The organism is Ralstonia chuxiongensis, assembly GCF_024158925.1.
Lineage (GTDB): Bacteria > Pseudomonadota > Gammaproteobacteria > Burkholderiales > Burkholderiaceae > Ralstonia > Ralstonia chuxiongensis.
In genome coordinates this window covers 599336-624765 of sequence record NZ_JAMYWC010000002.1, presented here as the reverse complement: position 1 = coordinate 624765, position 25430 = coordinate 599336, and the positions used below count along the sequence as shown (strand labels likewise).

General features: G+C 63.3%; 28 protein-coding genes. 10 read left to right on the top strand and 18 right to left on the bottom strand.

Annotated features, from left to right (window positions below):
* Window positions 1-6 precede the first annotated feature (6 nt).
* Window positions 7-1263 (bottom strand): cytochrome c oxidase subunit II, encoded by a 1257-nt coding sequence (gene coxB, locus NKG59_RS07570; protein ID WP_253536183.1) that lies wholly within the window; start codon window positions 1261-1263, stop codon window positions 7-9.
* A 626-nt stretch (window positions 1264-1889) separates the two neighbouring features.
* Window positions 1890-2831 carry a methyltransferase domain-containing protein gene (locus NKG59_RS07565; RefSeq protein ID WP_253536182.1) on the bottom strand — a complete coding sequence of 314 codons (942 nt, stop codon included), beginning with the start codon at window positions 2829-2831 and terminating at the stop codon, window positions 1890-1892.
* Between the two features lie 108 nt (window positions 2832-2939).
* Here NKG59_RS07565 and NKG59_RS07560 point away from each other — a divergent pair, with 108 nt between their 5' ends.
* Window positions 2940-3662, top strand: a complete 723-nt coding sequence (locus NKG59_RS07560) for a ComF family protein (RefSeq protein WP_253536180.1) — start codon at window positions 2940-2942, stop codon at window positions 3660-3662.
* 111 nt (window positions 3663-3773) lie between these two features.
* On the top strand, window positions 3774-4244 hold the full coding sequence (trmL, locus tag NKG59_RS07555; protein ID WP_027678350.1) for a tRNA (uridine(34)/cytosine(34)/5-carboxymethylaminomethyluridine(34)-2'-O)-methyltransferase TrmL: 471 nt from the start codon (window positions 3774-3776) through the stop codon (window positions 4242-4244).
* 32 nt (window positions 4245-4276) lie between these two features.
* Here trmL and NKG59_RS07550 read toward each other — a convergent pair whose 3' ends face one another.
* From NKG59_RS07550 to NKG59_RS07535, 4 genes are all read right to left on the bottom strand, one after another.
* Window positions 4277-5293, bottom strand: coding sequence for an NAD(P)H-dependent glycerol-3-phosphate dehydrogenase (locus tag NKG59_RS07550; protein WP_253536178.1), 1017 nt, complete (start codon window positions 5291-5293; stop codon window positions 4277-4279).
* 107 nt (window positions 5294-5400) lie between these two features.
* A complete protein-coding gene (gene secB / locus NKG59_RS07545; protein WP_027678352.1) occupies window positions 5401-5919 on the bottom strand; it encodes a protein-export chaperone SecB in 519 nt (172 codons plus the stop codon).
* Between the two features lie 173 nt (window positions 5920-6092).
* Window positions 6093-6350, bottom strand: coding sequence for a glutaredoxin 3 (gene grxC / locus NKG59_RS07540; protein WP_004633497.1), 258 nt, complete (start codon window positions 6348-6350; stop codon window positions 6093-6095).
* 18 nt (window positions 6351-6368) lie between these two features.
* Window positions 6369-6791, bottom strand: a complete 423-nt coding sequence (locus tag NKG59_RS07535) for a rhodanese-like domain-containing protein (protein WP_045202462.1) — start codon at window positions 6789-6791, stop codon at window positions 6369-6371.
* A gap of 179 nt (window positions 6792-6970) precedes the next feature.
* Between NKG59_RS07535 and gpmA the strand changes: the two genes are divergently transcribed.
* The 3 genes from gpmA (at window position 6971) to NKG59_RS07520 (ending at window position 10268) form a co-directional block, all read left to right on the top strand.
* Entirely contained in the window at window positions 6971-7717 is a 747-nt protein-coding gene (gene gpmA, locus NKG59_RS07530; protein ID WP_024976760.1) for a 2,3-diphosphoglycerate-dependent phosphoglycerate mutase, read from the top strand.
* Between the two features lie 118 nt (window positions 7718-7835).
* On the top strand, window positions 7836-9449 hold the full coding sequence (locus NKG59_RS07525; protein WP_253536176.1) for a S41 family peptidase: 1614 nt from the start codon (window positions 7836-7838) through the stop codon (window positions 9447-9449).
* Between the two features lie 69 nt (window positions 9450-9518).
* Window positions 9519-10268, top strand: a complete 750-nt coding sequence (locus NKG59_RS07520; RefSeq protein WP_253536175.1) for a HesA/MoeB/ThiF family protein — start codon at window positions 9519-9521, stop codon at window positions 10266-10268.
* A 66-nt stretch (window positions 10269-10334) separates the two neighbouring features.
* On the opposite strand, the gene bfr is transcribed toward NKG59_RS07520, so the two are convergent.
* The 10 genes from bfr to NKG59_RS07470 all read right to left on the bottom strand — a co-directional run bounded on the left by bfr (window position 10335) and on the right by NKG59_RS07470 (window position 19525).
* The gene (gene bfr / locus NKG59_RS07515) at window positions 10335-10814 is read right to left on the bottom strand and encodes a bacterioferritin (protein WP_253536173.1); all 480 of its coding nucleotides are present in this window, start codon (window positions 10812-10814) and stop codon (window positions 10335-10337) included.
* Between the two features lie 149 nt (window positions 10815-10963).
* The gene (locus NKG59_RS07510) at window positions 10964-11239 is read right to left on the bottom strand and encodes a (2Fe-2S)-binding protein (RefSeq protein WP_024976763.1); all 276 of its coding nucleotides are present in this window, start codon (window positions 11237-11239) and stop codon (window positions 10964-10966) included.
* Window positions 11240-11471: 232 nt separating this feature from the next.
* A complete protein-coding gene (ptsP, locus tag NKG59_RS07505) occupies window positions 11472-13223 on the bottom strand; it encodes a phosphoenolpyruvate--protein phosphotransferase (RefSeq protein WP_253536171.1) in 1752 nt (583 codons plus the stop codon).
* Between the two features lie 44 nt (window positions 13224-13267).
* On the bottom strand, window positions 13268-13537 hold the full coding sequence (locus tag NKG59_RS07500) for an HPr family phosphocarrier protein (RefSeq protein ID WP_004637085.1): 270 nt from the start codon (window positions 13535-13537) through the stop codon (window positions 13268-13270).
* The gene (locus NKG59_RS07495; RefSeq protein ID WP_045202458.1) at window positions 13506-13961 is read right to left on the bottom strand and encodes a PTS sugar transporter subunit IIA; all 456 of its coding nucleotides are present in this window, start codon (window positions 13959-13961) and stop codon (window positions 13506-13508) included. Before NKG59_RS07495 ends, NKG59_RS07500 begins: the two co-directional genes overlap by 32 nt.
* A gap of 119 nt (window positions 13962-14080) precedes the next feature.
* Window positions 14081-15052 carry a glutathione synthase gene (gene gshB, locus NKG59_RS07490; RefSeq protein WP_253536170.1) on the bottom strand — a complete coding sequence of 324 codons (972 nt, stop codon included), beginning with the start codon at window positions 15050-15052 and terminating at the stop codon, window positions 14081-14083.
* A 30-nt stretch (window positions 15053-15082) separates the two neighbouring features.
* Window positions 15083-16378: a glutamate--cysteine ligase gene (gshA, locus tag NKG59_RS07485; RefSeq protein ID WP_253536168.1), complete on the bottom strand. Its 1296-nt coding sequence runs from the start codon at window positions 16376-16378 to the stop codon at window positions 15083-15085.
* Window positions 16379-16746: 368 nt separating this feature from the next.
* Window positions 16747-18294 carry an ammonium transporter gene (locus tag NKG59_RS07480; protein ID WP_253536166.1) on the bottom strand — a complete coding sequence of 516 codons (1548 nt, stop codon included), beginning with the start codon at window positions 18292-18294 and terminating at the stop codon, window positions 16747-16749.
* A gap of 30 nt (window positions 18295-18324) precedes the next feature.
* Window positions 18325-18663, bottom strand: coding sequence for a P-II family nitrogen regulator (locus NKG59_RS07475; RefSeq protein WP_027678364.1), 339 nt, complete (start codon window positions 18661-18663; stop codon window positions 18325-18327).
* Between the two features lie 46 nt (window positions 18664-18709).
* The gene (locus NKG59_RS07470) at window positions 18710-19525 is read right to left on the bottom strand and encodes a TorF family putative porin (RefSeq protein ID WP_253536164.1); all 816 of its coding nucleotides are present in this window, start codon (window positions 19523-19525) and stop codon (window positions 18710-18712) included.
* 534 nt (window positions 19526-20059) lie between these two features.
* Here NKG59_RS07470 and NKG59_RS07465 point away from each other — a divergent pair.
* From NKG59_RS07465 to NKG59_RS07455, 3 genes are all read left to right on the top strand, one after another.
* Window positions 20060-20317, top strand: a complete 258-nt coding sequence (locus tag NKG59_RS07465) for an accessory factor UbiK family protein (RefSeq protein WP_024976770.1) — start codon at window positions 20060-20062, stop codon at window positions 20315-20317.
* Window positions 20318-20482: 165 nt separating this feature from the next.
* Window positions 20483-20995, top strand: a complete 513-nt coding sequence (locus NKG59_RS07460) for a hypothetical protein (protein WP_045202452.1) — start codon at window positions 20483-20485, stop codon at window positions 20993-20995.
* Window positions 20996-21210: 215 nt separating this feature from the next.
* Window positions 21211-22743, top strand: coding sequence for a YifB family Mg chelatase-like AAA ATPase (locus NKG59_RS07455; RefSeq protein ID WP_253536162.1), 1533 nt, complete (start codon window positions 21211-21213; stop codon window positions 22741-22743).
* A gap of 65 nt (window positions 22744-22808) precedes the next feature.
* Here NKG59_RS07455 and NKG59_RS07450 read toward each other — a convergent pair whose 3' ends face one another.
* Both NKG59_RS07450 and NKG59_RS07445 read right to left on the bottom strand, forming a co-directional pair.
* Window positions 22809-23450: a LysE family transporter gene (locus NKG59_RS07450; RefSeq protein ID WP_253536160.1), complete on the bottom strand. Its 642-nt coding sequence runs from the start codon at window positions 23448-23450 to the stop codon at window positions 22809-22811.
* A gap of 96 nt (window positions 23451-23546) precedes the next feature.
* Window positions 23547-24116 (bottom strand): hypothetical protein, encoded by a 570-nt coding sequence (locus tag NKG59_RS07445; RefSeq protein ID WP_253536157.1) that lies wholly within the window; start codon window positions 24114-24116, stop codon window positions 23547-23549.
* A gap of 86 nt (window positions 24117-24202) precedes the next feature.
* Here NKG59_RS07445 and NKG59_RS07440 point away from each other — a divergent pair, with 86 nt between their 5' ends.
* Together NKG59_RS07440 and NKG59_RS07435 are read left to right on the top strand one after the other, a co-directional pair.
* Entirely contained in the window at window positions 24203-24718 is a 516-nt protein-coding gene (locus NKG59_RS07440; RefSeq protein ID WP_253536155.1) for an O-acetyl-ADP-ribose deacetylase, read from the top strand.
* 102 nt (window positions 24719-24820) lie between these two features.
* A complete protein-coding gene (locus tag NKG59_RS07435; protein WP_253536153.1) occupies window positions 24821-25381 on the top strand; it encodes a TlpA disulfide reductase family protein in 561 nt (186 codons plus the stop codon).
* The last annotated feature ends 49 nt before the right edge of the window (window positions 25382-25430 follow it).

Sequence of the window (25430 nt, the reverse complement as noted above, 5' to 3'; positions counted from 1 at the left end):
GATCAATCAGCCAGCGTTGCGGTCTTCGGCCGCGTTCGCTTGTTGGGACGCCACCTTGCCGGCGGATTCAGTTGCGGCGGTCTTGGCGCCACCGCCTTCGGGCATCTTGCCGCCGCGCGCGTCCTTCACTTGCGTCGGCTGCAGCAGGTCACCCGTGTGGTTGCCCCAGTTGTTGCGCTCGTACGTGATGACCGAGGCGATTTCCACATCGTTGAGTGCCGAAGCCCAGGGCGGCATCGCATTCTTGCCATGCAGGACGATATTCACGTGGTCAGCCAGCGGACCATTCGCGATCTTCGAACCATCGAGCGCCGGGAACGGACCGCCGCCCTTGCCGTTGGGCTGGTGGCAGACCGCGCAGTTGGCGGTGTAGACCTTCTCGCCGCGCGACTTCAGCTCTTCCAGCGTGTAGGTCTTGGTCGGGTCATCGGCCTTGGCGGCCATTTCCTTCTTCTTGCCGTCGACCCACTTGGTGTAGTCGTCCTGCGAAAGCACGCGCACCACGATCGGCATGAAGGCATGTTCCTTGCCGCACAGTTCAGCGCACTGGCCGCGATACACGCCGACCTTCTCAGCCTTGAACCATGTGTCGCGCACGAAGCCCGGGATCGCGTCCTGCTTGACGCCAAACGCCGGGATCATCCACGAGTGGATCACGTCGTTGGCGGTGGTGACGATGCGCACCTTGCGATTGACCGGCACGACCAGTTCGTTGTCGACCTCGATCAGGTATGTGTTCGACTTGGGCGCCTGGTTGTTGATCTGGTCACGCGGCGTGGTGAGCGTGGAGAGGAACGAAATGCCCTCGCCTTCGCCCTTCAGGTAGTCGTAACCCCACTTCCACTGGTAACCGGTGGCCTTGATGGTGAGGTCGGAATTGGTGGTGTCCTTCATTGCGACCACGGCCTTGGTGGCCGGCAGCGCCATCCCGATCACGATCAGGAACGGCACGATGGTCCAGATGATTTCAACCGTGGTGCTTTCGTGGAACGTCGCCGGTTTGTGGCCGACCGACTTACGGTGCTTGAAAATGGAGTAGAACATCACCCCGAATACACCGATGAAGATCACGATACAGATGATCAGCATCATCCAGTGCAGCCAATGGATCTCGGCGGCGATCTTGGTGACCGGAGGCGCGAGATTGAGCTGCCGCACTGCGGGGCCGCCCGGCATGTCTTCCACTGCCAGGGCCGTTTGACTGAGGGCGAGGAGAGAGCCTGCCGCCAGCAAACTTGCCAATGTCTTATTCAACATTTTCATTTTTTATCTACCCAATTGACAGATTCCACTCTGCCCCGGTGCGCGGCTCATGAGACCTGGGTTGGTTGCCCGTGTCCCAAACACCGGGAAAGCTCGTCCGCAAGCTTGCGCCGCCTGACGCTCACCTGCTAGATCACGGGCCGGCCATCTCCAGCTTGACTTGCCCATAATCGGAGGCGTGGCGGGCATAGTACAGCAATGCCCATCCGAGAATCGCGACCTCCAGCCCCGCGTCAGGCAACACCAGTCACGCGCTTTGCCGGACAGAAAACCAAGCGATTACGAACGGGGGAATGACGACCAAGGGGGTGGACCAGCCAGTCTGGCGGGTTGAAAGCGAGCAGTTTCGCTTCATGAGCCAGTTCTTGCGCGGCGATTCCGAGATGGTGGACGCGCCGCATGCTGGGTGGAGCGCGGTTTCAATGTCGTGCATTGAACCACTCCTGCCTCGGATGCATACCCGAACGGTTCGCCCGTGGCAAAAAACGGGATAGGCCTTTGGGGGGACTGCTGCGACAAACTGGCGCATTATATGGCCGCGATTGACCCCAAACAAGGTAAAGCGCCTTTATGCAAGTCCCGGCTTGACAAGGTGCAGCCAATGCCGTTCCCGCATTAAAAACGTTTCAGGCGCGCGGTTTGCGGCCGATCTGATCGATTGGAATCATCGCCCTTCCCTCCTCGTCCAGCGCCTGCCGCTGGGTCGGCGCAAGCTTCCAGGCGTGGCCGTAAACGATTTCGAAGGTGAGCGGAATCAGCCCGTCAGGATTGCGTTGCGCATCGAGTGCGTCGAATAGCCGCTGGCGCCAGCGCGGCGTGTGCAGACCGGCGCCGGCGAGGCTGCGGCCCGCCTCATCCGTCAAACCAGCCATGCCGCCAAGCAAGTGCACATCGGCGAGCAGCGCCTGCGGCGTTTCGTAGGTAATCGTGAGCTGCTCCATGTCCATGACGGGCGTGGACCAGCGGCTATGCACCAACATGTCTCCAATATCGTGCATATCGACAAAGCGCAGCGTGTGGACGCCCGCGTCGATGCCAGCCAGGGCGCTGCGCAGCTCGCGCAAGGTGTCGGGGCCGAACAGGCTGAACATCAGCAGCCCGCCCTCCGTGGTGATGCGGTGCCATTCCGGAAAGATCGCGTGCGGTTCCGGGTCCCAGTGCAGCGCCAGATTCGACCACAGCAGATCGAATGAAGCTCCGGCAAACGGCAGCGCGCGGAAGTCCGCCTGGGCAAAATCAAAGACGGGCCGCTTCTTCAGCAGCCGGCCGAGCCACCCCGCGTCGGTGCGCTGTGGGTCGAGTTTCTGCGCCTGCGCCAGCATGGCGGACGACCAGTCGATCCCGCAGATCTGTGCGTCCGGATATTGCGCGCGCAGTACCGCCAAGCCTTGTCCCAGGCCGCAGCCCAAATCCAGCGCACGCGTGGGCGTGGCCTTGATATAGGACAGCCGATCCTGCATGCGACTGCCGACTTCGCGCAGCAGAAAATCCACGTCGGCGAAACGCGCGGCGCGGCGATCGAAGGCGCGCCGCAAGGCGGCAGGACGAACAAGAGCGGGATCAGACATCGACAAGACGGGGCGGAATACTGCGGTTGCCAAGTATACCGGCCCGCAGTTTGAGGCGCCGTCCGATAGCGCAGTGGCCGCAAATCGGCTTGGATAGTGGCTTTTTGTATGCACAAACACGCGTTATCGGCATGGTTTCGCGCCGGCTTGCGCCATCTGTTGCCGTGCGCCTGCGCGCTTTGCGGCGCGGTGCAGGGCGGCTTGGTGTGCAAGGGCTGCATGGGCGATCTGGCCCCGCAGTTGCATAGGCGGCGCTGCATCCAATGCGCCATTGCGCTAGAGGCGCGGCACGCCGCCCGACATTGCCGCGCCTGTTTAGCCGGCACGCCCGACTTTGACGCGACCATCGTTATTGCCGACTACGACTGGCCGCTTGACCACCTTGTCACCGGGTTGAAATTTCGGGCGCAATTGCCGTTGGCGGCATGGTTGGCCGGCCAATTGGGCAACGCGCTCGCCGCTGCGCCGGGCGACTTGCCAGACGTGCTGCTGCCGGTGCCGCTCTCGCCTGCACGCCTGCGCTCGCGCGGCTACAACCAGGCGTGGGAGATTGCCCGCCAGCTGGCGCGCCAGTTGGACATTCCCGCCCATGCCAACGCCCTGCACCGTGTGCGCGACAACCCCGCGCAGGCCACGCTGGACCGTGCCGAGCGGCTGACAAACCTGCACGGTGCATTCGTTGTCGCCGAGCCTGCGCGCATCGCAGGGCGCCATGTCGGCGTCGTTGACGATGTGATGACCACCGGCACGACCCTGGGCGAGATTGCCACGCAACTCAAACGCGCCGGCGCCACCCGCGTCACCAACGTTGTTGCCTTGCGCACGCCCTGATTCCGTGCTTATGCGACATTGTGTCGCGCCACCTGTGCCAAGCTGTGGCGAGGTGACAACCCTTCCCAATGTGGATAAGCTCGCCGCCGAAATGCCTCCTGCCGCCCGATCATGTTCAACGTCGTCCTTGTCGAGCCCGAAATTCCGCCCAATACGGGCAATGTGATCCGCCTGTGCGCCAACACGGGCGCACAGCTGCATCTAATTGAACCGCTGGGTTTTCCGCTTGAAGATGCCCGCATGCGTCGCGCGGGGCTCGACTATCACGAGTACGCGACGATGCGCGTGCACGCTGATTGGGACGCCTTCCTGCGCGATGCGCAGCCCGATCCCGCGCGCATGTTCGCGCTCACCACGCGCGGCTCGACGCCGTTTGCCAGCATGGCGTTCCAGCCAGGCGACTGGTTTGTCTTCGGGTCGGAAACGCGCGGATTGTCGGAAGAGCGGCGCGAGTGGTTTCCCGCTTCCCAGCGGATTCGCCTGCCGATGCGACCGGACAACCGCAGCCTGAATCTATCGAACACCGTGGCGGTGGTGGTGTTCGAAGCGTGGCGGCAAAACGGGTTCGCCGGCGGCGCCTGAGCCGGACGCCCTCCACCTTTATTGAAGTGTGATTAGCGCGCCGATTCGGATTTGGCGTCACGCTGGAGCAGGCGCTCGACAGCTTTCGCAGCGGAGAGCCCTTCGAACAGGACTTCACAGACGGTAAAGGTGATCGGCATGTCCACGCCCTTGGCGCGTGCCAGAGCGGCCACGGCACGCGCACAGCGCACGCCTTCGGCGACGTGACCGAGGCTGTGGAGGATGTCGTCAAGCGAGCGGCCCTGCGCGAGCTGCATCCCGACCGTGCGGTTGCGTGACAGATCGCCGGTGGCGGTCAGCAGCAGATCGCCCATGCCGGTCAGCCCCATGAATGTTTCCGGCCGACCGCCAAGCGCCAACCCCAGGCGCGTCATCTCGGCCAGCCCGCGCGTAACCAGTGCGGCGCGTGCGTTCAATCCCAGGCCCAGGCCATCCGCGGCGCCTGTCGCAATGGCCAGCACGTTCTTGACGGCACCGCCTACTTCCACGCCGACGAGGTCATTGCTCGCGTACACGCGCATCGCGTGATGGTGAAAGCCGCGCTGCGTGAGCTTGCACAGCGCCTCGCTGGTCGAAGCGACGGTCATGGCGCACGGCAAACCCTGCGCGACTTCCTTGGCGAAACTCGGCCCAGACAACACACCGACAGCGAGGTCGGTACGGCCCGACGCCTTCAACACATCGGCGACGATGGCGTGCGGTAGTGCGCTGGTCTCGGGGTCGAAACCCTTGCATAGCCAGATCAAGTTGCGCACGCCGCCGTGCGCGGCAATCGTGCGCGCCAGGTCAGCCAGCCCGGCGACGGGTGAGGCAATGACGGCAAGTCCGTCGTCGCTCGCCGCATGGTCGAGCGCGGCCTGCAAATCAGCGGAAAAATGCAACGACGCTTGCAGCGTGATGCCCGGCAAATACGGCGCGTTGATGTGCGTGGCGGCCATTTGCGCGACGAGGTTCGCGTCACGCCCCCACAGCACGACATCGTGCGATTGTGCGGCGTGGCTGGCCAGGGCAGTGCCCCAGGCACCGGCACCCAAAACGGAAATTCGCATGCGCGTGTTCAACATCGGTCAGGCAAAGATCGAGCAACAGGTCGGGCAAAAAAAAGCCCGCGCAAGCGTGCGGCTGGCGCGGGCTTCTGGCGCAGTGCGCCTACTGATTAGTGCGTGGCCTGCGAGCCGTCCGGCATCACCAGACCAGCGCCGCCGGCTTGACCTTGCTGCTCCATCGCAGCGGCCAGGCGTTGTTCGTACAGCGCCTGGAAGTTGATCTCGGCCAGGTGGATCGGCTGGAAGCCGGCGCGACCGATGGTGTCGGCAATGTTTGAGCGCAGGTACGGGTACACGATGGTCGGGCAAGCAATGCCCAGCAGCGGGTCCATCTGTTCGGCCGGCACGTTGCGGATATCGAAGATGCCCGCTTGCTTGGCTTCCACCAGGAACGCGACCTTCTCTTGCACCTTGGTCGTCACCGTACCGATGACGGTCACTTCAAACACGCCTTCAGCCAGTTGCGAAGCGGCGACGTCTACCTGCACTTCCACAGACGGCTGTTCCTGCTCGAGGAAGATGTGCGGCGAGTTCGGTTGCTCCAGCGACAGGTCCTTCAGATAGACGCGCTGGATGTTGAAGAACGGCTGGCCATCCTGGCCCGGTTGCTGCTGTTGCTGGTCGCTCATGACTCGCCTTCAAATGGAATGTGGTCAGTGCTTGGCGGAAGCGTCCGCCGCGCAAAACGCGTATGGTACATGACCAAATGGGGCCCGCTATGAGAGCCGGCCCAAAAGTACAACGCCCGGTCAAAGCCGGGCGTTTTTGTATGGTGCGCAGGTCGCCAAACCGGGCCGCCGAATCAGGCAGCCAGCAACGGAACCAAGCCACCTTCGCGGTCCAGCGCAGACAGATCATCGAAGCCGCCGATGTGGCGCTCGTCGATATAAATCTGCGGAACCGTGCGGCGGTTCGTGCGCGTCATCATCTCTTCGCGCTTGCCGGGTTCGCGATCGATCAGGATTTTCTCGATCTGCTCGACACCGCGTTGCTTCAGGAGTCGTTCCGCTGCCACGCAATAGGGGCAGACGGTGGTGCTGTACATGACCACGTGCGCCATAACTTCAACCTCGTATCTTTATTTCACAACCGGAAGGCCCGCTTGCTGCCAAGCGGCCAATCCGCCCTCGAGCGAATACACCTCACTGTAACCGGCTTGCTTCAGGACTGCTTGCGCCCGCCCAGCGCGCTGGCCGGTCTGGCATACGAGGATGATGGGGGTCTCTTTGTTCTTTGCAAGCCCGGAAGCCTTGCCGGCAAGTTCCCCTAGCGGCGCGTGCTTGGCTTGCGGCAAATGGCCGGCTGCGTACTCACCGCTTTCGCGCACATCCACCACCACGGCATTACGGCGATTGATGAGCTGGGTGGCCACCGGAGCACTCACCTTGGCGCCGCCACCGCCCGCGATGCGGCGCTGGATGGGCGCCCAGAGCAGCAGCAGACCAGAAACGATGGCGACGGCAAGCAGTGCGAGGTTGTTGTAATCGGCGAAGAACTTCACGGTATCGGTTTCCTGGGATGGGTCGGGGCAAGTCTAGTGGGCGAACATCAGCCGAACGATTCGGGGGCCCAATGCCCGCGGCATTATAAAATAGTCGGTTTCAGCGGCTGCACGATGACGTACGACACGTCGCCGCAGCTAGCCGCACGCAGGTTTTCTCACTTCTCATCATGGCAGTCATGCACAAGCTCGTCCTCATCCGCCACGGCGAATCGACGTGGAATCTGGAGAACCGCTTCACGGGCTGGGTCGACGTCGACCTGACCGACACCGGCGTCGCCCAGGCCCGCCAAGGCGGCAAACTGCTACGTGAAGCCGGCTTCACGTTCGATCTGGCCTATACCTCAGTGCTCAAGCGCGCGATCCGCACGCTGTGGCATGTGCAGGATGAAATGGATCTGATGTGGATCCCGACCCGTAATGAGTGGCGCCTGAACGAGCGTCACTACGGTGCGCTGTCGGGCCTGAACAAGGCCGAAACCGCCGCGCAATATGGCGACGAGCAAGTCCTGGTATGGCGCCGCAGCTACGACACGCCGCCCCCCGCGCTCGAGCCCGGCGCCGACAACGACGCCTTCGGCAATCCCCGTTACGCAGGTCTTACGCGCGAGCAGGTACCGCTGACCGAATGCCTGAAGGACACCGTCGCCCGCGTGATGCCGCTGTGGGATGAATCGATTGCACCGGCCATCAAGAGCGGCAAGCGCGTGGTGATCGCCGCGCACGGCAACAGCATCCGCGCGCTGGTGAAGTACCTGGACGGCATTTCCGACGCAGACATCGTCGGCCTGAATATCCCCAACGGCACGCCGCTTGTGTATGAGCTGGACGCCAACCTCAAGCCGATCCGCCATTACTACCTGGGCGACCAGGAAGCGATTGCCGCGTCGCTGGCAGCGGTGGCCAGCCAAGGCAAGTCGAAATAATCCGTAACGGACGCTACGGCACTCCAACGCCTTTATACTGTCGAAGCCTGTAGCCCGGGATGTGCGCGAGCCGTCCCGGGCCATGTTTATCTACTGTTCCCACGTCCACGCTCGACACATGCGAACTTCGCTCAAGAACATCAGCCTGATCGCCATCGGCCTCGTCACCGGGGTTCTGGCGACGCTCCAGCTTTCCGCGACTGCGCAAAACGCGACGGTCGGTCCGCTTCCGCTGGAGAAACTCAGGCTCATGGCGGACATCTTTGGCCAGATCAAGCGCGAATATGTCGAGCCGGTGGACGACGACAAGCTGCTGACCGAAGCCATCAAGGGCATGGTCGCCAGCCTCGACCCGCATTCGGCCTACCTGGACAAGAAGGACTTCCAGGAGCTGCAGGAAGGGACCCAGGGCCGCTTCGCCGGTCTGGGTATCGAGATCTCGCAGGAAGAAGGCCTGGTCAAGGTCATCAACCCGATTGAAGACACCCCGGCGTTCCGCGCCGGCGTGCAGCCGGGCGACCTGATCACCCGCATCGACGACAAACCCGTGCGCGGCATGCCGCTGGAGCAAGCCGTCAAGCGCATGCGCGGCGCGCCGGGCACCAAGGTCACGCTCACGATTTACCGCAAGAAGGAAGAGCGCACGTTCCCGCTGACCATCACCCGCGCCGAGATCCAGGTGCAGTCGGTCAAGGCCAAGATGCTGGACAACGGCATCGCGTGGGTGCGCATTACCAGCTTCCAGGAACGCACCGTGCCGGACCTGGCCAAGAAGCTCAATGACCTGGCCAAACAAGACGCCCACCTGAAGGGCCTGATCCTGGACCTGCGCAACAACGGCGGCGGCGTGCTGCAAGCTGCAGTTGGCGTGTCGGCCGCGTTCCTGCCGCCGGACGCGACGGTGGTATCGACCAACGGCCAGGTGCCGGATGCCAAGCGTACGTACAAGGCGACCTTCGCCAATTACCGCCTGAGCAACTTCGATTCCGATCCGCTGGTCGGTCTGGACCCAGAGTTCAAGACCGTGCCGATCATCGTGCTGACCAACGCCTACACGGCGTCGGCCTCCGAAATCGTGGCCGGCGCGCTGCAGGACCATCACCGTGCAAAGACGATGGGCAAGACGACGTTCGGCAAGGGCTCGGTGCAGACGGTGCGTCCGCTGTCGAACGACACCGGCATCAAGCTGACCATCGCGTACTACTACACGCCGTCGGGCAAGTCGATCCAGGCCAAGGGCATCCGCCCGGATATTCCGGTTGACCAGAACCCGGACGGCGACCCGGACGACGCGCTGATCACGCGCGAAATCGACACCGAACGCCACCTGCACAACAAGCAGGAGTCGGAAGAAGCCGAGATGACCGAGCGCGAAAAGCGCCGCATCGAAGAACTGCGTCGCCTGGAAGAAGAAAACGCCAAGAAGACGCCCGAGCAGCGCGAGAAGGAGCGCAACAAGAAGCCGATCGAGTTCGGTTCGGCGGAAGACTTCATGCTGCAACAGGCGGTTGCCGACCTGAAGGGTCAGCCGGTCAAGCGCTCGAAGTCGGTGCTGGAAGCGGCGGCGGCGGTGCCGGACAAGGCAGTGAAATCGCCGGCGACCAAGGAATCGAGCGCCCCGGCCAAGCTGCTCAAGGGCAAGGCGGCTCCGGCTTCCGAGCCGGCTGCACCGAAGCCGAATGTTCCCGCTAGCGGCGTGCAGCCCGCACCGGAGCCCACCGGCGCCCGTTAAGACACCTGCCGGCAAACACTGGCAAACTTACGAGGCCGTGCAATGCACGGCCTTTTTCATTGCACCACCATGAACGACGATCAACTGCTGCGCTACTCGCGCCATATCCTGCTCGACGAAATCGGCATCGAGGGACAGACGCGCCTGCTTGAGGGCCACGCGCTTGTCATCGGTGCGGGCGGGCTGGGCGCTGCGGCCCTGCCCTATCTGGCGGCGGCGGGCGTGGGCACGCTCACCATCGTCGACGACGATACGGTGGACTTGACCAATCTGCAGCGGCAGATCATCCACACAACGGAATCGGTCGGGCAACCGAAGGTGGCATCCGCGCAGGCGGCCATCGCCCGATTGAATCCGGACGTCCGCGTGAATGCCGTGCAGCGCCGACTTGATGCGGATGCGATCGTTGCGCTCCTTGATGGCGTGAGCGTGGTACTGGACTGCTCCGATAACTTCGGCACCCGCCAAGCCACCAACCTTGCCTGCGTGCAGGCTAGGGTGCCGCTGGTATCGGGCGCCGCCATCCGCTTTGACGGACAGATCAGCGTGTTCGACAGCCTTGCCGGCGGCCCCTGCTACGCCTGCCTGTTCCCGCCCGACGAGCCTGCGCCCGAAGTGGCGTGTGCAACGATGGGCGTGTTCTCACCGCTGGTGGGCATGGTTGGTACGGTACAGGCCGCGGAGGCACTCAAGCTGGTTGCCGGCATCGGCCGTTCGCTTGCCGGTCGTCTGCTGATGCTCGACGGTCTATCGATGGAGTGGACGACGATGCGGATCGCTCGCCAGCCGTCATGCCCCGTCTGCGGTGGCACACACTGAAGCGCCCGAAAGCACGCAACAAAAAAGGAGGCCAAGGCCTCCTTCTTTTTTGCCGCCTGACGAGACTTACTCGCCCTCGGGCTCCATCTGCGATTGCAGGTAGTTCTGAATGCCAACCTTGTCGATCAGCTCGAGCTGTGTTTCCAGCCAGTCGATGTGCTCTTCAGTGTCATCCAGAATGTCGACCAGGATTTCGCGGCTGACGTAATCCTTCACCGACTCGCAGTAAGCGATGCCTTCGACCACGGTGCCGTGTGCGGCACGCTCCAGCTTCAGGTCACACTCGATGATCTCTTTCGTGTCTTGGCCAATGAAGATCTTGCCGAGGTCCTGCAGGTTGGGCAGGCCGTCGAGCATCAGGATGCGCTCGATCAGGCGATCGGCATGCTTCATCTCGCCGATCGACTCTTTGTACTCATGGTCCGCAATGCGCTTGAGCCCCCAGTGGCCGTACATGCGCGCGTGGAGAAAATACTGGTTGATGGCGGTCAGCTCGTTCTTGAGCTGGGCGTTCAGATATTGGATGACCTTCTTATCGCCTTTCATTCTTGGGGCTCCAGCAAAGTGCAACTGCGGTGATGGACGCACGCACGCGTCCGTTCAAAGCGAGCCCTGTGCCTAGCTAGAAAGCAACAAATGCCACCGAGGCTCAACGCCAGGGCGGCAATTCGCGGCGACAGAAAAAAGACGGGAAATCAGGCAGCCAATGCACCGGGCACGAGGGCCTGATCATTGGCGACGGGCTCGTCGCGACGTTCGATTATGGCATGCGTGCTTGCACGGCCCAAAATCTGATCGACAGGGACACAGCTCACCGCTTCGGCGAGCACCTGCTTGGCGCAGTCCCGGCATTGTCCGCAGCACGTCCCCACGCCGAGCGTTTCAGCGAGTTCGTCCATCGTTGATACGCCCAGACGGGCGGCGCCATGGATTTCGCGGTCGGTCACTTGGTTGCAGATACAGACGTACACGGGGTTCCTCCGCAGCGCTCAGAACGCGCGCTGTGAAACCAGAATAGCAGAGAATCGAAATGAGAACAATTCTTGTTCTACCCCATTCTGAGCGGAGGGGCATGCAGGTGCAGGCGACCCGTCTTTCCTGAGAAAAACGTGTCATTTCAATCACTTACAGAGAAATTTCGCTCGAGAAAGACGATGCGCCGGCACGACACTCAGTGCAGCCGGCGCTTTGCGAACGCCTGACTCAGGCCCGCGCCAGCGCGCTCAGCGCCTCTTCAATTTCGGCCGGTTCGCAGGCGTGCAGCAGGCGCTCCGCTTCGCGCATCAGGCGGGGGCGGTCCGAGCGCAGGATCTGTTGCTTGACGCTCAGCAACTGCGACGGATGCATCGAAAATTCGGTCAGGCCCATGCCCAGCAGCAGGCGTGTCATGGTGGCGTCCCCCGCCATCTCACCGCACACCGAAACCGGCTTGCCCGCCTGATGCGCTTCGCGAATGGTGCGCGCGATCAATTGCAGTACCGCCGGATGCAGCGGGTCGTACAGATGGGCGACCGCGTTGTCGGCACGGTCAATGGCGAGCGTGTACTGGATCAGGTCGTTCGTGCCGATCGAGAGGAAATCCATGCGACGCAGGAACACCGGCAGGATCAGCACGGCGGCCGGAATCTCAATCATGGCGCCGACCTTGATGGCCGGGTCATAGGCTACGCCATCGGTATCGAGCGAAGCCTTGGCGCGTGCCAGCAATTCGAGCGTCTGGTCGATTTCGCGGGCGTGCGCGAGCATCGGCACAAGAATCTTGATGGGCCCAAACGCAGACGCCCGCAACAGCGCGCGCAACTGCGTCAGGAACATTGCCGGCTCCGAGAGCGACCAGCGGATCGCGCGCAAACCCAGCGCCGGATTGGGCGCAGTCTCGAACACGTCGTCGCGGATATCCAGCGGCTTGTCGGCACCAATGTCGATGGTACGAATCGTGACGGGCAAGCCCATCATCGATTCCACGGCGGTGCGGTACGCGCGAAACTGCTCTTCCTCGTCGGGCAGCGCGCCGCGACGGTTCATGAAGAGGAACTCGGAGCGGAAAAGGCCCACGCCCACGGCACCGGCTTTGACGGCCGCGGCCGCATCTTCCGGCATTTCGATGTTCGCGTGCAGATCGATTTGCGTACCGTCGAGCGTGACGGTGGGCGTATGGCGCAGGCGTTCGAGACGCTTCTTCTGCAATTCGCCTTCGCTGCGGCGGTGGCGGTATTCCTCGAGGATCGACGCGCTCGGGTCGACGATGACGATGCCGTTGTCGCCATCAATGACGACGATGTCGTCCTGGCGAATCAGCGTGCTCGCGTTATGCACTCCCACGGCCGCCGGAATGTCGAGGCTGCGCGCCACGATGGCGGTGTGCGAGGTGCGACCGCCCAGGTCGGTCACGAAGCCAGCGAAGGTCTGGCCACGGAACTGCAGCATGTCGGCCGGCGCAATATCGTGCGCCACGACGATCATGCCAGCATCCGGATCGCAACCGACCGCCACCGGCGCGGGTGCCAACGCGGGCGCGCCGGCCAGCACCTTCAGAATGCGTTCGACCACCTGCTCGATGTCGGCCTTTCGCTCGCGCAGGTATTCGTCTTCGATTTCGCCGAACTGGCGGATCAGTTCTTCAAGTTGCGTTGTGAGCGCCCACTCTGCGTTGTAGCGTCGCTGGCGAATCAACGTCTCCGGTACCTGCGAGAGCAACGCGTCATCCAAAATCATCGCGTGCACATCGAGGAAGGCGCCCATCTCTTCGGGCACATCGGTGGGCAGGTCGCGCTTGAGTGCGGCCAACTCGGCGCGCACGGTGGCGCGGGCACTGCGCAAGCGCTCGACCTCGGCGTCGACCTTGTCTTCGTCGACGAGGTAGTGCGACACATCAAGCGCCGCACGCGCCAGCATGTGGGCGCGGCCAATGGAGATGCCGCGCGAGACCGGAATACCGTGCAGGGTAAAAGGCATAGACGCTGGCCGGAGCGGCGTTGAAGTGGAATGCGGCGGGCGGGTTACTCGCCTTCGCCGAAGCGATCGTTGATGAGCGCGACGAGACCATCCATGGCGTCGTGCTCGTCGGGGCCGTCGATCTCCAGCGTGACGGTGGAACCGATGCCCGCAGCCAGCATCATCACGCCCATGATGCTCTTGGCGTCGACCTGGCGGCCGTTGCGCGACATTTTGATCTGGCTGTCGAACTTGCTGGCGAGCTGCGTGAGTTTGGCGGAGGCGCGGGCATGCAGCCCGAGCTTATTGATGATGGTGATATCCCTCTGCAGCATATTTGTCTGGATGATTGGCAACCTGGTTCTGAACGGCTGTCGAGCCGACCTGCAGTACGCCTTGCGCGCCGCCGGCCAGAGCCTTGGCGGCAAGTTGTTCGAGTTTTTCGGAGCGATAGCAGATGGCGCGCACGAGCATCGGCAGATTCACGCCGGCCAGCACGCGCACGCGGCCCGGATCGGCTAGGCGCGAAGCGATATTGGCGGGCGTGGCCCCGAAGATGTCGGTCAGCACCAGTGCGCCGTTGGCCTCAACGAGTTCGGCGAGCTTGTCGCGCGCCTGAGCCAACACGGCAGCCGGCTCGGCATCGGGCAGGACATCGATTGCGACCAGCCCCTCGGGCGGACCGCAATAGACGTGTGCAGCGCAATCGCGCAGTGCGCTGGCCAGCGGCGCATGAGCGATGATCAGAATCCCTGCCATGATCGAAAAGCGAATCGGTATAACGCTGATTGTATCAGGGCCATTTGGCGCAATTGAGCGGCCGTGTACCGGACCTCCCCCTTGTGGAGGACCCTCGGCGGAGGGGCCATGCCGCCATATCAGGCGGGCTTGCGCGCCAATCCGCTGCTCTTGCCTGCGGCGCGCTCCAGTGCATCGATGAACATTCCGGCCACATTGAAGCCCGTCTGCTGAGTGATTTCCTGGAAGCACGTCGGGCTGGTGACGTTGACCTCGGTGAGGTAATCCCCAATGACGTCCAGGCCGACGAGCAGCAGGCCACGCTGCCAGAGCACGGGCGCAAGTGCATGCGCAATCACCTGATCACGCTCGGACAGCGGCTGCGCCTTGCCCGTGCCACCCGCAGCCAAGTTGCCGCGGACTTCGCCGGCCATCGGCACGCGCGCCAACGAATGCGGCACCGGCGAACCGCCGATCAGGAGAATGCGTTTGTCGCCCTCACGGATCGCAGGAATGTACTGCTGAGCCATGATCGTGCGCGCGCCGTTGTCGGTGAGCGATTCGATGACCGCCCCGAGATTCATGCCATCCGGCCCCACGCGGAAGATGCCCGCACCGCCCATGCCGTCGAGCGGCTTGAAGATGACGTCGCCTTGCTCGGCGTGGAATTCGCGCAGGCGCTTGGCATCGCGCGACACGACGGTCGGCACGGTGAACTCGCGGAACTGCGCGATGGCGAGCTTCTCCGAATGATCACGAATCGCCTGCGGCTTATTGAACACACGAGCGCCCTGACGTTCGGCAATCTCCAGCAGCCACGTGCTGGTGACGTACTCCATGTCGAATGGCGGGTCCTTGCGCATCAGCACTGCGTCAAAGCCAGTGAGCGGCAGCAGGCGCGCATCGCCGGCGCGATACCAGTCGTGCTCGTCGCCGGTCAGGGCGATAGGCGTGGCAACGGTTTCGACCACGTTGTTCGCCAGCGTGAGCTGCGACTGCAGGCACGTGTAGATGGCGTAACCGCGCGTTGCCGCCTCGCGCATCATCGCAAAGGTGGAATCCTTGTAAGTCTTGAACGTCGACAGCGGGTCGGCGATGAACAGGATGCGCATGGCGGTTCCTTCTGCAGCGGGTACGGCCGATCAGATCAGCGGATTCGGGTCGGTTTTCTCAAGCTCGAGCGAGGCGGCCAGCAGCGCCAAGCGCGCCACCACACCGTACATATAGAAGCGGTTCGGCTCGCCGGCGCCCGGCTTGGCATGGCTGTCCGGCAGCGAATTCGACGCAAACGGCAACGGCACGAAATGCATGCCTGGCGCATTGAGATTCTCGTCCACGCCACGACCCGTGTGAACCCGGTAGAAACCGCCCACCACATAGCGGTCGATCATGTAGACGACGGGCTCGGCCACAGCTTCGTTGATCTTCTCGAAGGTGTGCACGCCTTCCTGCACGATCACCTCGGAAACCTCCAGGCCTTCCTTGACCACGCTCATCTTGTTGCGCTCCTTCCGGTTGAGGCCCTTGACCTCGGAAGGATCGCGCACCGTCATCACGCCCATGCCATAGGTGCCGGCGTCGGCCTTGACCACCACGTATGGGGTCTCGGTCACGCCGTATTCCTTGTACTTCTTGGCGGTTTTCTTGAGCACCGTCTCCACGGCGTGAGCCAGTTCTTCCTCGCCGGCACGCTCATGGAAGTCCAGCCCGCTGCACTTGGTGAAGTACGGGTTGACCATCCACGGGTCGATGTCGATCAGCTTGGCGAACTTCTTGGCCACTTCGTCGTAGGCAGCAAAGTGGTTGGTCTTGCGACGCTGCGACCAGCCGGCATGAAGCGGCGGCAGCAGATATTGTTCGTTGATGTTTTCGAGGATGGGCGGCACGCCGGCTGACAGATCGTTGTTCAGCAGGATCGAGCATGGATCGAAATCTTCCATGCCCAAGCGGCGGCCCTTGGTACCGATGCGCTTGAGCGGCTCGACCACCAGGCGTTGCCCATCAGGCAAGTCGATCGGCGTCGGCTCGATGATGTCCTCCGAAAGCGATCCGAGGCGCACATTCAACCCGGCTTGGCGCATGATTTGCGACAGACGCGCCACGTTCTGCAGATAGAACATGTTGCGCGTGTGGCGCTCGGGGATCAGCAGAAGGTTCTTGGCGTCCGGACAGATCTTCTCGATGGCAGCCATGGCGGCCTGCACGGCCAGCGGCAGCATCTCGGGCGCGAGGTTGTTGAAGCCGCCCGGGAACAGGTTCGTGTCGACCGGCGCCAGCTTGAAGCCGGCGTTGCGCAAATCGACGGAACAGTAGAACGGCGGCGTGTGTTCCTGCCATTCTAGGCGGAACCAGCGTTCGATGGCGGGCGTGGCGTCAAGAATCTTCTGCTCGAGCTCGAGCAGCGGCCCGTTCAGCGCGGTGATCAAGTGCGGAACCATACCCTTCCTATTGATGTTATTTATCGCCCACTCCGATTGTAGAGGAACAGGCAATAGCTTGCAGACGACAGCGGGCTATCGATATGCGGTCAGGAGCGGGGATTCGCAAGAGGCGCAGTGCGGCAGTGCAGCAAGCCACACAAAAAAGACGGACAAAAAAAAGCGCGGGGCTGCCGCGCTTGGGGAATAGCCTGACAGATACGGGGAGCGTTCTGCAGGTGGAGGAAACCACGTCTGCAATGTAAGCGTCCGCATAACGAGAGGCAATTGAAGGTTTTTTACATCGGACTTAAGGACGTCCGGCTCGGGGGGCGGCGTAACAAAAAACCCGGCGCGCAGCCGGGTCTTTTGCAGGATGAGACAGATGGTCAGTCTTCGTAGGCGGTTTCGCCGTGCGACGTGATGTCCAGACCCTCGCGCTCCTCTTCTTCCGGCACGCGCAGGCCGACAATGGCATCGACGATCTTGTACGAGATGAACGCCACCACTGCGGACCAGATGACCGTGGTCGCCACGCCCTGGAACTGGATCCACAGTTGGCCGCCGATCGAGTAATCGTCGGCAACCTTGTTGGCGACATAGTCGTAGATGCCGGTGCCGCCGAGGCTCGGTGCCGCGAACACGCCGGTCAGCAGCGCGCCGAGGATACCGCCCACGCCGTGCACACCGAACACGTCCAGCGTGTCGTCCATGCCCAGCATGCGCTTGAGGCCATTCACACCCCACAGGCACAGCAGGCCGGCGATGATGCCGAGCGCGATCGAACCCATCGGGCCGACAAAGCCGGCAGCCGGCGTGATGGCCACAAGGCCAGCCACGGCGCCGGATGCAGCACCCAGCATCGACGGCTTGCTCTTGCCGAACCACTCGCCGAAGCTCCACGACAGCACGGCTGCGGCGGTTGCCAGCAGCGTGTTGACGAAGGCCAGCGCGGCGCTGCCGTTGGCTTCCAGGGCCGAACCGGCGTTGAAGCCGAACCAGCCGAACCACAGCAGCGAAGCACCAACCATCGTCAGCGTCAGGCTGTGCGGCTTGAGCGCCTCACGGCCAAAGCCGATGCGCTTGCCGAACAGGAAGGCACCCACCAGACCCGCCACGGCGGCGTTGATGTGCACCACGGTACCGCCGGCAAAGTCCAGCGCGCCCTTCTGGAACAGCCAGCCCGACTTAGCGGTCATCACCTCGGCCGCCTTGGCGTCGGTAAAGCCGTCCGGACCCGGCCAGAACCAGACCATGTGCGCGATCGGCAGGTAGCTGAAGGTGAACCACAGCACCACAAACAGCAGAACCGCCGAGAACTTCGCACGTTCGGCGAAGGCGCCGATGATCAGCGCGCAGGTAATCGCCGCAAATGCGCCCTGGAAGGCGAAGTACGCGTATTCCGGTACCACCACGCCCTTGCTGAAGGTGGCGGCCACAGAATCCGGCGTCAGGCCCTTCAGGAACAGACGATCGAGCCCGCCGAAGAACGCGTTGCCCTCGGTGAACGCAAAGCTGTAGCCATAGACGGCCCACAGGATGATGATGAGCGAGAAGATGCCCATGCACTGCATCAGCACGGACAGCATGTTCTTCTTGCGCACCAGACCGCCGTAGAACAGCGCCAGACCGGGCAGCGTCATCAGGATGACGAACGCGGTGGAGATCAGCAGCCACGCCGTGTCGCCCTTGTTGGGAACAGGTGTAGCGGCAGCCGGTGCAGCAGGCGCAGCAGCTGCGGCGGCCGGAGCTGCAGCAGCGGCGGGGGCTGCAGCCGGTGCAGCAGCGGCAGGCTCGGAAGCAGCGGAGGCTGCAACCGGCGCCGATGCTTCAGCCGCCGGCTTGTCCTGTGCAACGGCCGGCGCCGACATCACAGCGCCTGCAAGCACGGCAACGACGGCCCCAGCCGTCAGGAATCGTGTGAACCAGGTTTTCATGTTTTGACCTCTTCCTTGGCGGATTGGGGCTTATAGGGCGTCGCCGCCGGTCTCACCGGTGCGGATGCGGATGACTTGTTCGACCTCGGCCACGAAGATCTTGCCGTCGCCGATCTTGCCGGTGCGCGCAGATTTTTCGATGGCCTCGACGGCGCGCTCGACCACGTCGTCGGGCACGGCCACCTCGATCTTTACTTTAGGCAGGAAGTCGACGATGTACTCCGCGCCGCGGTAAAGCTCGGTATGACCCTTCTGGCGTCCGAAGCCTTTGACTTCCGTGACGGTAATGCCTGACACACCCACTTCGGACAACGCCTCGCGGACCTCGTCGAGCTTGAACGGCTTGATGATGGCCATGATGAGTTTCATGCTGGTTCCTCCTCGGTCGGCGGCACCGGAGCACCGCCGCGCATCGTTATTGGAAAGTCTTGGTGATCGACAGCAGGGCCGTGGCCTTGCCCATGTAGTTGCCACGCGTGTTCGTATAGAACGCGCGCGAAGCGTTCGTATCGATGTAGGCCAGCGAAGCCGCCCAGCCGTTGCCGAAGTCTTTCGTCACACCGACCTTCCAGTCGGCATACGAGGCGCGCACGGTCTGATGCGGCACTTGCTGGTAGCCAGCATGCAGGTTCAGCGTCAGGCCCCAGAAGCCGGTGTCGAAGTTGCCCGACAGATCGAAGTACTGGCTGTGATGCGAATCAGGCGTGCCGAACAGGTTCGAAAACGCGTGCGAATACTTGAACGTGACCGGGCCGTAGCCGATCTGGGCATAGCCTTCGGTCGTGTGCGGACGCGTGAAGCCGTCGGGGTAGCTGCCGGGGTAGTAGTACTGGAGCACGCCCACGTCGATCGGCACGTCCTTGATGATCTCGGTCTTGTAGCCGCCGTAGAAGTCCATCTCGATCGGCGCGGAGACGTTCGAGTTCGAATCGCTCAACCAGCTGATCGACGAGTTCCAGTTGCCGATGTAGAAGCCCTCGGGCAACACACCGCCCGGAATGGCGTAGTCAAAGCCGCCCTGAATGGCCGGCTTGTTGTTGGTCTGCATGATGCCGCGATAGCGGTATTGGCTGGCCAGCGTGACGTTGGCCGTGAGCGCAGCAGGCGCCGGCGCGGGCGCGGCGGCCGGTGCGCCAGACGCAGGTGCAGACTGCGCGATGGCGGATTGGCTCACACCGGCAACGGCACCGGTCAGGAGTACAAGGCTGGCTGCGTACGCAAACTTCTTCATAACGGCTCTCCCCCTTTAGAAAGTCGCAACGGCGATGGAAAAAAATTCGCTCCAGTTCTGCAACTGTCATGCCATGTCGATGTCGTCGGATTGGAGGGCGTCTTCGGTTACAGCGTCACGCTGCCGCGGCAGCGGAAAGCGGAAGAAATTGGGGACGGGTCGCACGTGGCGGCAATCGCTGCCCGCCAAAGGTTGCTAGACGCGGCTTTCCGTCATGGTGGCTTACCCCGTCATGGCGCGATGAAAACCATGTGATAGAGTGATTTCAGCCTTATGCAGTGGCCTACACGGCCGGGTGCGGAAACTGCGACCCGTCGTTCTGTCCCCGTTTGTGTGGCGCCGCCAATGCCGCATCGCAGCGAGATTTGACGCAAGGTGTGCCGTTCGAAGCGCTCAGCCGGTACCATCGCGGCCGGCAGCACCGAAACCACGCGCCAAACGCAGGCCTTCGCACCACGGCACAGCAATTTCCTCGCACAGTTGCGGTGCATGCACCGGCTTGGCGCAGACAGCACGACCCACGGAGCAAACAACATGAAACCCACCGATCTCTTTTCCGACTTCCAAAACCGCGTGAGCGAAGCGCTGCGTAACTCGCCGGCGGCCGACATCGAAAAGAATGTCCGCGCAATGATGACGCAGGGCTTTTCCAAGCTCGATCTGGTCACGCGTGAGGAATTCGACGTGCAATCGCAAGTGCTGGCACGTACGCGTGCACGTCTGGAAGAACTCGAAACGCGCGTGGCCGCGCTGGAAGCGCAACTCAAGTCAGCTACCCCGGCTGATCAGTAATCCGCCGGATGTTGCGCCTGGCGCGCATCTGCAAGGCTGCGGTGCCGGCCGCCGCACCCTTGCTGCGGCGCACAGCGAAAAGATCGATGCGCCGCCTTGTTGCGGCTGGCGAACTGATCTAGAACGTCCTTAAGGCGCGCGCGCACCGCGCTTGAGGAGAAGATCATGCAACATCGTCTCTACTTCCTGATGCCGGACGTCGTCAGCGCCCGGCGCGTGATGAACGACCTCCTGCTGGCGCGCATCACCGAGCGCCACATCCACTTCGTCTCCAAGCCCGGCGTCGATCTCACCGGCCTGCACGAAGCCAACATCCTCCAGACTTCGGACATCGTCCACGCCACCCAGAATGGGCTGGTGATCGGCGGGGGTGCTGGCGTGCTGGCGGGCATCGTGGCAGCGATCTTTCCGATCATCGGCGAAGGGCCGCAGTGGGGCATGGTCGGCATTACCACCGTCGTTGGTGCGCTGTTTGGCGCCTGGGCCTCGAGCATGATCGGCAGCTCGGTGCCCAACAGCCGCCTGAAACCGTTCAAGCAGGCAGTGGAGGATGGGCAGATCCTGCTGATGGTCGATGTGCCGCGCTCGCGCGTGAAAGAGGTACGCGCGCTGCTGCAGAAGACGCATCCCGAGGGCCACTTCAGCGGCGAAGACACGGCCATGCCGGCCTTCCCGTGAGTTGATCTGCCGACAACGACGCCGGAGCCCAGTGCTCCGGTTTTTTTTCGCTCGTTTCTCATGCCAACGACGATCGTCAAATTTGGATGCCGGTGAACATGGCGGCGCAACGCGGCTGGCACAGTGGAGGGTTCCGCAACCGCCACGCTCCGTCACGCCATGCACCGATACCACGCCCTCCGCCTTGCCAGTGAATTCCCTCGGAGGGGCGTGCGATGAGCCTCGCCGTACTGCGTTCGCGCGCGCTCTCGGGTATCGATGCGCCAGCCGTCTCGGTGGAGGTCCATCTGGCGAATGGCCTGCCATCGTTCACCATCGTCGGTCTGCCCGACACCGAGGTGAAGGAGAGCAAGGATCGCGTACGGGCGGCGATCCAGAACAGCCGCTTTGAATTTCCGGCACGGCGAATCACCGTTAATCTGGCGCCCGCGGATCTCCCGAAAGAATCGGGCCGGTTCGACTTGGCGATCGCGCTGGGAATCCTCGCCGCCAGCCGCCAGATTCCGCACACGCATCTGGACGCGCACGAGTTTGCGGGCGAGCTTTCGCTGTCCGGCGATCTGCGGCCGATTCGCGGGGCGCTGGCGATGGCGTATGCGCTATCGCGCAACCCCGTCCTCGCCGACGGCGACACACCGCTTGCCCGCGCCTTCGTGCTGCCCACCGAGAACGCCGCCGAAGCCGCGCTCGTAAGCGGCACAAAAGTCCTTCCTGCACGCACGCTCATCGAGGTGTGCGACCACTTGAGCGCACCGGACCGCAAGCTCGCCCCCGCATTGCCTGCGCCGGTCGACGCGGACATCCGCTATCCCGACTTGGCTGACGTGCGCGGGCAGCCGCAAGCGCGGCGCGCGTTGGAAGTGGCCGCCGCCGGCGGTCATTCCATGCTGATGATCGGGCCGCCCGGCACCGGCAAATCGATGCTCGCGCAACGGTTTCCCGGTTTGCTGCCGGACATGAGCGATGACGAAGCGCTTTCTGCCGCCGCCGTGATGAGCCTGACCACGCGCGGCTTCGACGCGCGGCGCTGGAAGGTGCGGCCATTCCGTTCACCACACCACACGGCGTCTGCGGTGGCGATGGTGGGCGGGGGCAATACGCCAAGGCCGGGCGAAATCTCGCTGGCGCATCAGGGCGTGTTATTCCTCGACGAACTTCCAGAGTTCGAGCGCCGCGTGCTCGAAGTCCTGCGTGAGCCGCTGGAGACCGGCCACATCACCATCTCACGCGCCGCGCATCAGACAGACTTTCCTGCCAGCTTCCAACTGATTGCCGCAATGAACCCGTGCCCGTGCGGCTATCGCGGGCATCCGTTGCGGGCGTGCCGCTGCACGCCGGATCAAGTGGAGCGATACCAGGCGCGCATTTCGGGGCCGCTGCTGGATCGCATCGATGTGCAGATCGAAGTGCCGACGCCCTCGCAGGAAGAGTTGCTCGACGGACCGCCTGGCGAACCGACGCTCAACGTGGCCGAGCGGGTTTCTGCCGCGTACGCGCGACAGCTTGCACGGCAAGGCAAACGCAACGCCTTGCTGGGTGGTCACGAAATCGATCTGCATTGCAGCCGCACCGATGCGGCCGATGGCTTGCTGCGCCACGCGATGACGCGCTTTTCGTGGTCTGCACGCGCCTATGCGCGCGTGCTCAAGCTCGCCCGCACGATTGCCGACCTGTCAGGCGACGAGCAGATCGATGCAGCGCATGTGGGCGAGGCAATTCAGTATCGACGCGGGGTGAAGGCGGATTAGCCTTCATCCACGCGCTGCGCCTTCAACCCAGTTGGCGAGTCGCCCCGGGGGGCGGCGTTTGAAACTCAGGCAGTCTGCCGCTTCACGAAAAACAGCGCTGCGCCAATGCTCATCAGCATGCCGCCGAAGAAGCGGCTCTGCCAACGCAGTGCGCGCGGATTGCGGAACAGTCGCTGCGCCCGCGAGGCCAGCAGCGCATAACAGTGCATGACGATCAGGTCGACGAACACCATCGTCGCCGCCAGGATGCCGAGCTGCGAGAGCAGCGGCTTGGCCGGATCGATGAACTGCGGCAGCACGGCCACCATGAACAGGATGCCCTTCGGGTTCGTCAGATTGGTCAGCAACCCCACCAGGAAGCGGCGGCGCGCGCCACTGCCAGACACCTTCACGGGCTCGCCCTCCGCCGGCTTGGCGATTTGAATGGGCGTGCGCCATTGCACGATGCCCAAATAGATCAGGTACATCGCACCGATGATCTTGATGGCCGTAAAGGCGTGCTCCGACGCAATCAGCAGCGCGCCCAGCCCAGCACCCGCAATGAACAGGATCACGACAATGCCCAGTTCCAGCCCCGCAATCGTGACCGACGTGCGGCGCACGCCATGCGTCAGGCCATGGCTCATGCACAGGATGGCGCCCGACCCCGGCGAGATGGCGATCACCCAGGCGGCCAGAAAGAAGGCCAGCCAGACTTGCAACGTCATGATGGTTCCCCGTGATGTGGTTAGTTGTGTTGCGGTAAAGCGGAAGACGACGATTGTGCACCGGCTGCGGCGAGTTCGCTCCAGCGTGCTCAGGTTCTAGTACGGATGGAAGCTGGAGAGAAACTGGTCGACCTGCTCCTGCTGGCGCGCATCGCGTGCGGCATCGCCCGATTCCAGCACGACAGCTTGATATGCGCGCTTGCCGGTGGCCACCACACGCGCGGTCAGCCGGCGCGGCGCGGGATCGTCCCCGCCTGCCCCCTGGGCGATCAATTCCACCGCCGGCAATGACAAAGGCGGCTGTGCAGCGGTCTGCACGGCGATGTCGTGCTCGGTCACGCGGCCCTTCAAGTTGGCGGACAAGCCATTGCGCAGCGCCTCCACCGCGCGCTGGCGCCAGACTGGATCATCCGCGGGCAGTTCCACCACGCCGATGGCGAACAGCGTGCCGTCGATGTTGGCGGCCTGCATGGTCATCGGCATGCGTTGGCCGTTGATGGCGATGGGCCTGGCTTCTGCGGTGGGCTTGGCAGGGTAATCCACGGCGTAGGCGCCCTCGTTGGAATGGACCGTGCGCCAGTCGTATTTGGGGGAGCAGGCCATCAACAGCGCACACGCCGCCGCGCCCAACCCGATCCGCCACCCTGCCGTTGCTGTGACTGCCACGTCGCCTCCTGTGGGTTTTCTGTCCGTTTCCAAGGCGCCTATTATCGGACAGAGACGCCCCCCCTCCGCCCGCCAAGGACCGCGCCATGCCAATCCCGTCCGTCACCTTGCGTGCCCTGCGCGCCGACATCACCACGTTGGACTGCGATGCCATCGTCAATGCGGCGAACAGCTCGCTGCTCGGCGGAGGCGGCGTGGACGGCGCGATCCATCGCGCGGCCGGCCCGGAACTGCTGGAGGCATGCCGCGCGCTCCACGGCTGCCGCACCGGTGAGGCCAAGCTCACCCCCGGTTTTCGATTGCCGGCCCGCTACGTCATTCACACCGTCGGGCCGATCTGGCGCGGCGGCCGGCAAGACGAGGCGGGATTGCTGGCCGCCTGCTACCGCAACAGTCTGGAACTGGCGCGCAGGCACGACGTACGCAGCATCGCATTCCCGTGCATCAGCACCGGCGTGTACGGCTTCCCGCCACAATTGGCGGCGCCGATTGCCGTACGTGCCGCGCGAGAACATGGCATCGGCCTGGATGCGATCACCTTTTGCTGCTTTTCTTCCGCTGACCTGGCCTTGTACGAAGCGGCCCTAGCCAATGGGAAGTGACGCGCAAATCGCCCTATGGACGGATTGCCGCGGTTGACATGCGGCGCTGGCACGACGGGCCTACAATAGACGCTTGATTTTCCTTCCGGACCCGTTGCCGCCATGGCCTCGACCCTGACTTCCTCCGCAACCCCAGCGCCAGCTACCGCCACGTCCGGCGGCCGCCGTTGGCTGCTCCCCGTGATCGTGCTGGTGCTGGCTGTGGCAGGCTGGTTCGGCTGGCGTGCGTTCTCGCCGTCGCAGCAGGTGCCCGCCGCCACCTTCACGCTGCTGGATGGCAAAAAGCTCTCGACGCAAGACCTGAAGGGCAAGGTCTATCTCGTCAACTTCTGGGCCACGAGCTGCGCCACGTGCATCAAGGAAATGCCCAACATGATCCAGACGTACAACAAGTACAAGGGCGAAGGTCTGGAATACGTGGCCGTGGCGATGAGCTACGACGCGCCGATGTACGTGATGAACTTCAGCCAGACACGCCAGTTGCCCTTCAAGGTCGCAATGGACGCCGACGGCTCGGCCGCCAAGGCCTTCGGCGACGTGCAACTCACGCCCACCACCTTCCTGGTCGACCGCGACGGCCGCATCCTCAAGCGCTACGTGGGCGAACCGGAATGGTCGTCGTTCGACGCGCTGCTCAAACAGACGCTGGGCAAGCAGGCCTGAGCGGTCCGCGCCTCCCCGCAGTTCAAACGAAACGCCCGGTCAACGCCGG

Coding starts and splice junctions, on each gene's coding strand:
- secB (WP_027678352.1), bottom strand. CDS start 5,919: ATGAGCGACCAGCAACAGCAGCAACCGGGCCAGGATGGCCAGCCGTTC.
- NKG59_RS07560 (WP_253536180.1), top strand. CDS start 2,940: ATGCACAAACACGCGTTATCGGCATGGTTTCGCGCCGGCTTGCGCCAT.
- gshA (WP_253536168.1), bottom strand. CDS start 16,378: ATGGTTCCGCACTTGATCACCGCGCTGAACGGGCCGCTGCTCGAGCTC.
- NKG59_RS07525 (WP_253536176.1), top strand. CDS start 7,836: ATGCGAACTTCGCTCAAGAACATCAGCCTGATCGCCATCGGCCTCGTC.
- coxB (WP_253536183.1), bottom strand. CDS start 1,263: ATGAAAATGTTGAATAAGACATTGGCAAGTTTGCTGGCGGCAGGCTCT.
- bfr (WP_253536173.1), bottom strand. CDS start 10,814: ATGAAAGGCGATAAGAAGGTCATCCAATATCTGAACGCCCAGCTCAAG.
- trmL (WP_027678350.1), top strand. CDS start 3,774: ATGTTCAACGTCGTCCTTGTCGAGCCCGAAATTCCGCCCAATACGGGC.
- NKG59_RS07480 (WP_253536166.1), bottom strand. CDS start 18,294: ATGAAAACCTGGTTCACACGATTCCTGACGGCTGGGGCCGTCGTTGCC.
- gpmA (WP_024976760.1), top strand. CDS start 6,971: ATGCACAAGCTCGTCCTCATCCGCCACGGCGAATCGACGTGGAATCTG.
- NKG59_RS07465 (WP_024976770.1), top strand. CDS start 20,060: ATGAAACCCACCGATCTCTTTTCCGACTTCCAAAACCGCGTGAGCGAA.
- gshB (WP_253536170.1), bottom strand. CDS start 15,052: ATGCGCATCCTGTTCATCGCCGACCCGCTGTCGACGTTCAAGACTTAC.
- NKG59_RS07470 (WP_253536164.1), bottom strand. CDS start 19,525: ATGAAGAAGTTTGCGTACGCAGCCAGCCTTGTACTCCTGACCGGTGCC.
- grxC (WP_004633497.1), bottom strand. CDS start 6,350: ATGGCGCACGTGGTCATGTACAGCACCACCGTCTGCCCCTATTGCGTG.
- NKG59_RS07455 (WP_253536162.1), top strand. CDS start 21,211: ATGAGCCTCGCCGTACTGCGTTCGCGCGCGCTCTCGGGTATCGATGCG.
- NKG59_RS07565 (WP_253536182.1), bottom strand. CDS start 2,831: ATGTCTGATCCCGCTCTTGTTCGTCCTGCCGCCTTGCGGCGCGCCTTC.
- NKG59_RS07500 (WP_004637085.1), bottom strand. CDS start 13,537: ATGCTGCAGAGGGATATCACCATCATCAATAAGCTCGGGCTGCATGCC.
- NKG59_RS07435 (WP_253536153.1), top strand. CDS start 24,821: ATGGCCTCGACCCTGACTTCCTCCGCAACCCCAGCGCCAGCTACCGCC.
- NKG59_RS07475 (WP_027678364.1), bottom strand. CDS start 18,663: ATGAAACTCATCATGGCCATCATCAAGCCGTTCAAGCTCGACGAGGTC.
- NKG59_RS07460 (WP_045202452.1), top strand. CDS start 20,483: ATGCAACATCGTCTCTACTTCCTGATGCCGGACGTCGTCAGCGCCCGG.
- NKG59_RS07520 (WP_253536175.1), top strand. CDS start 9,519: ATGAACGACGATCAACTGCTGCGCTACTCGCGCCATATCCTGCTCGAC.
- NKG59_RS07550 (WP_253536178.1), bottom strand. CDS start 5,293: ATGCGAATTTCCGTTTTGGGTGCCGGTGCCTGGGGCACTGCCCTGGCC.
- NKG59_RS07495 (WP_045202458.1), bottom strand. CDS start 13,961: ATGGCAGGGATTCTGATCATCGCTCATGCGCCGCTGGCCAGCGCACTG.
- NKG59_RS07450 (WP_253536160.1), bottom strand. CDS start 23,450: ATGACGTTGCAAGTCTGGCTGGCCTTCTTTCTGGCCGCCTGGGTGATC.
- NKG59_RS07440 (WP_253536155.1), top strand. CDS start 24,203: ATGCCAATCCCGTCCGTCACCTTGCGTGCCCTGCGCGCCGACATCACC.
- ptsP (WP_253536171.1), bottom strand. CDS start 13,223: ATGCCTTTTACCCTGCACGGTATTCCGGTCTCGCGCGGCATCTCCATT.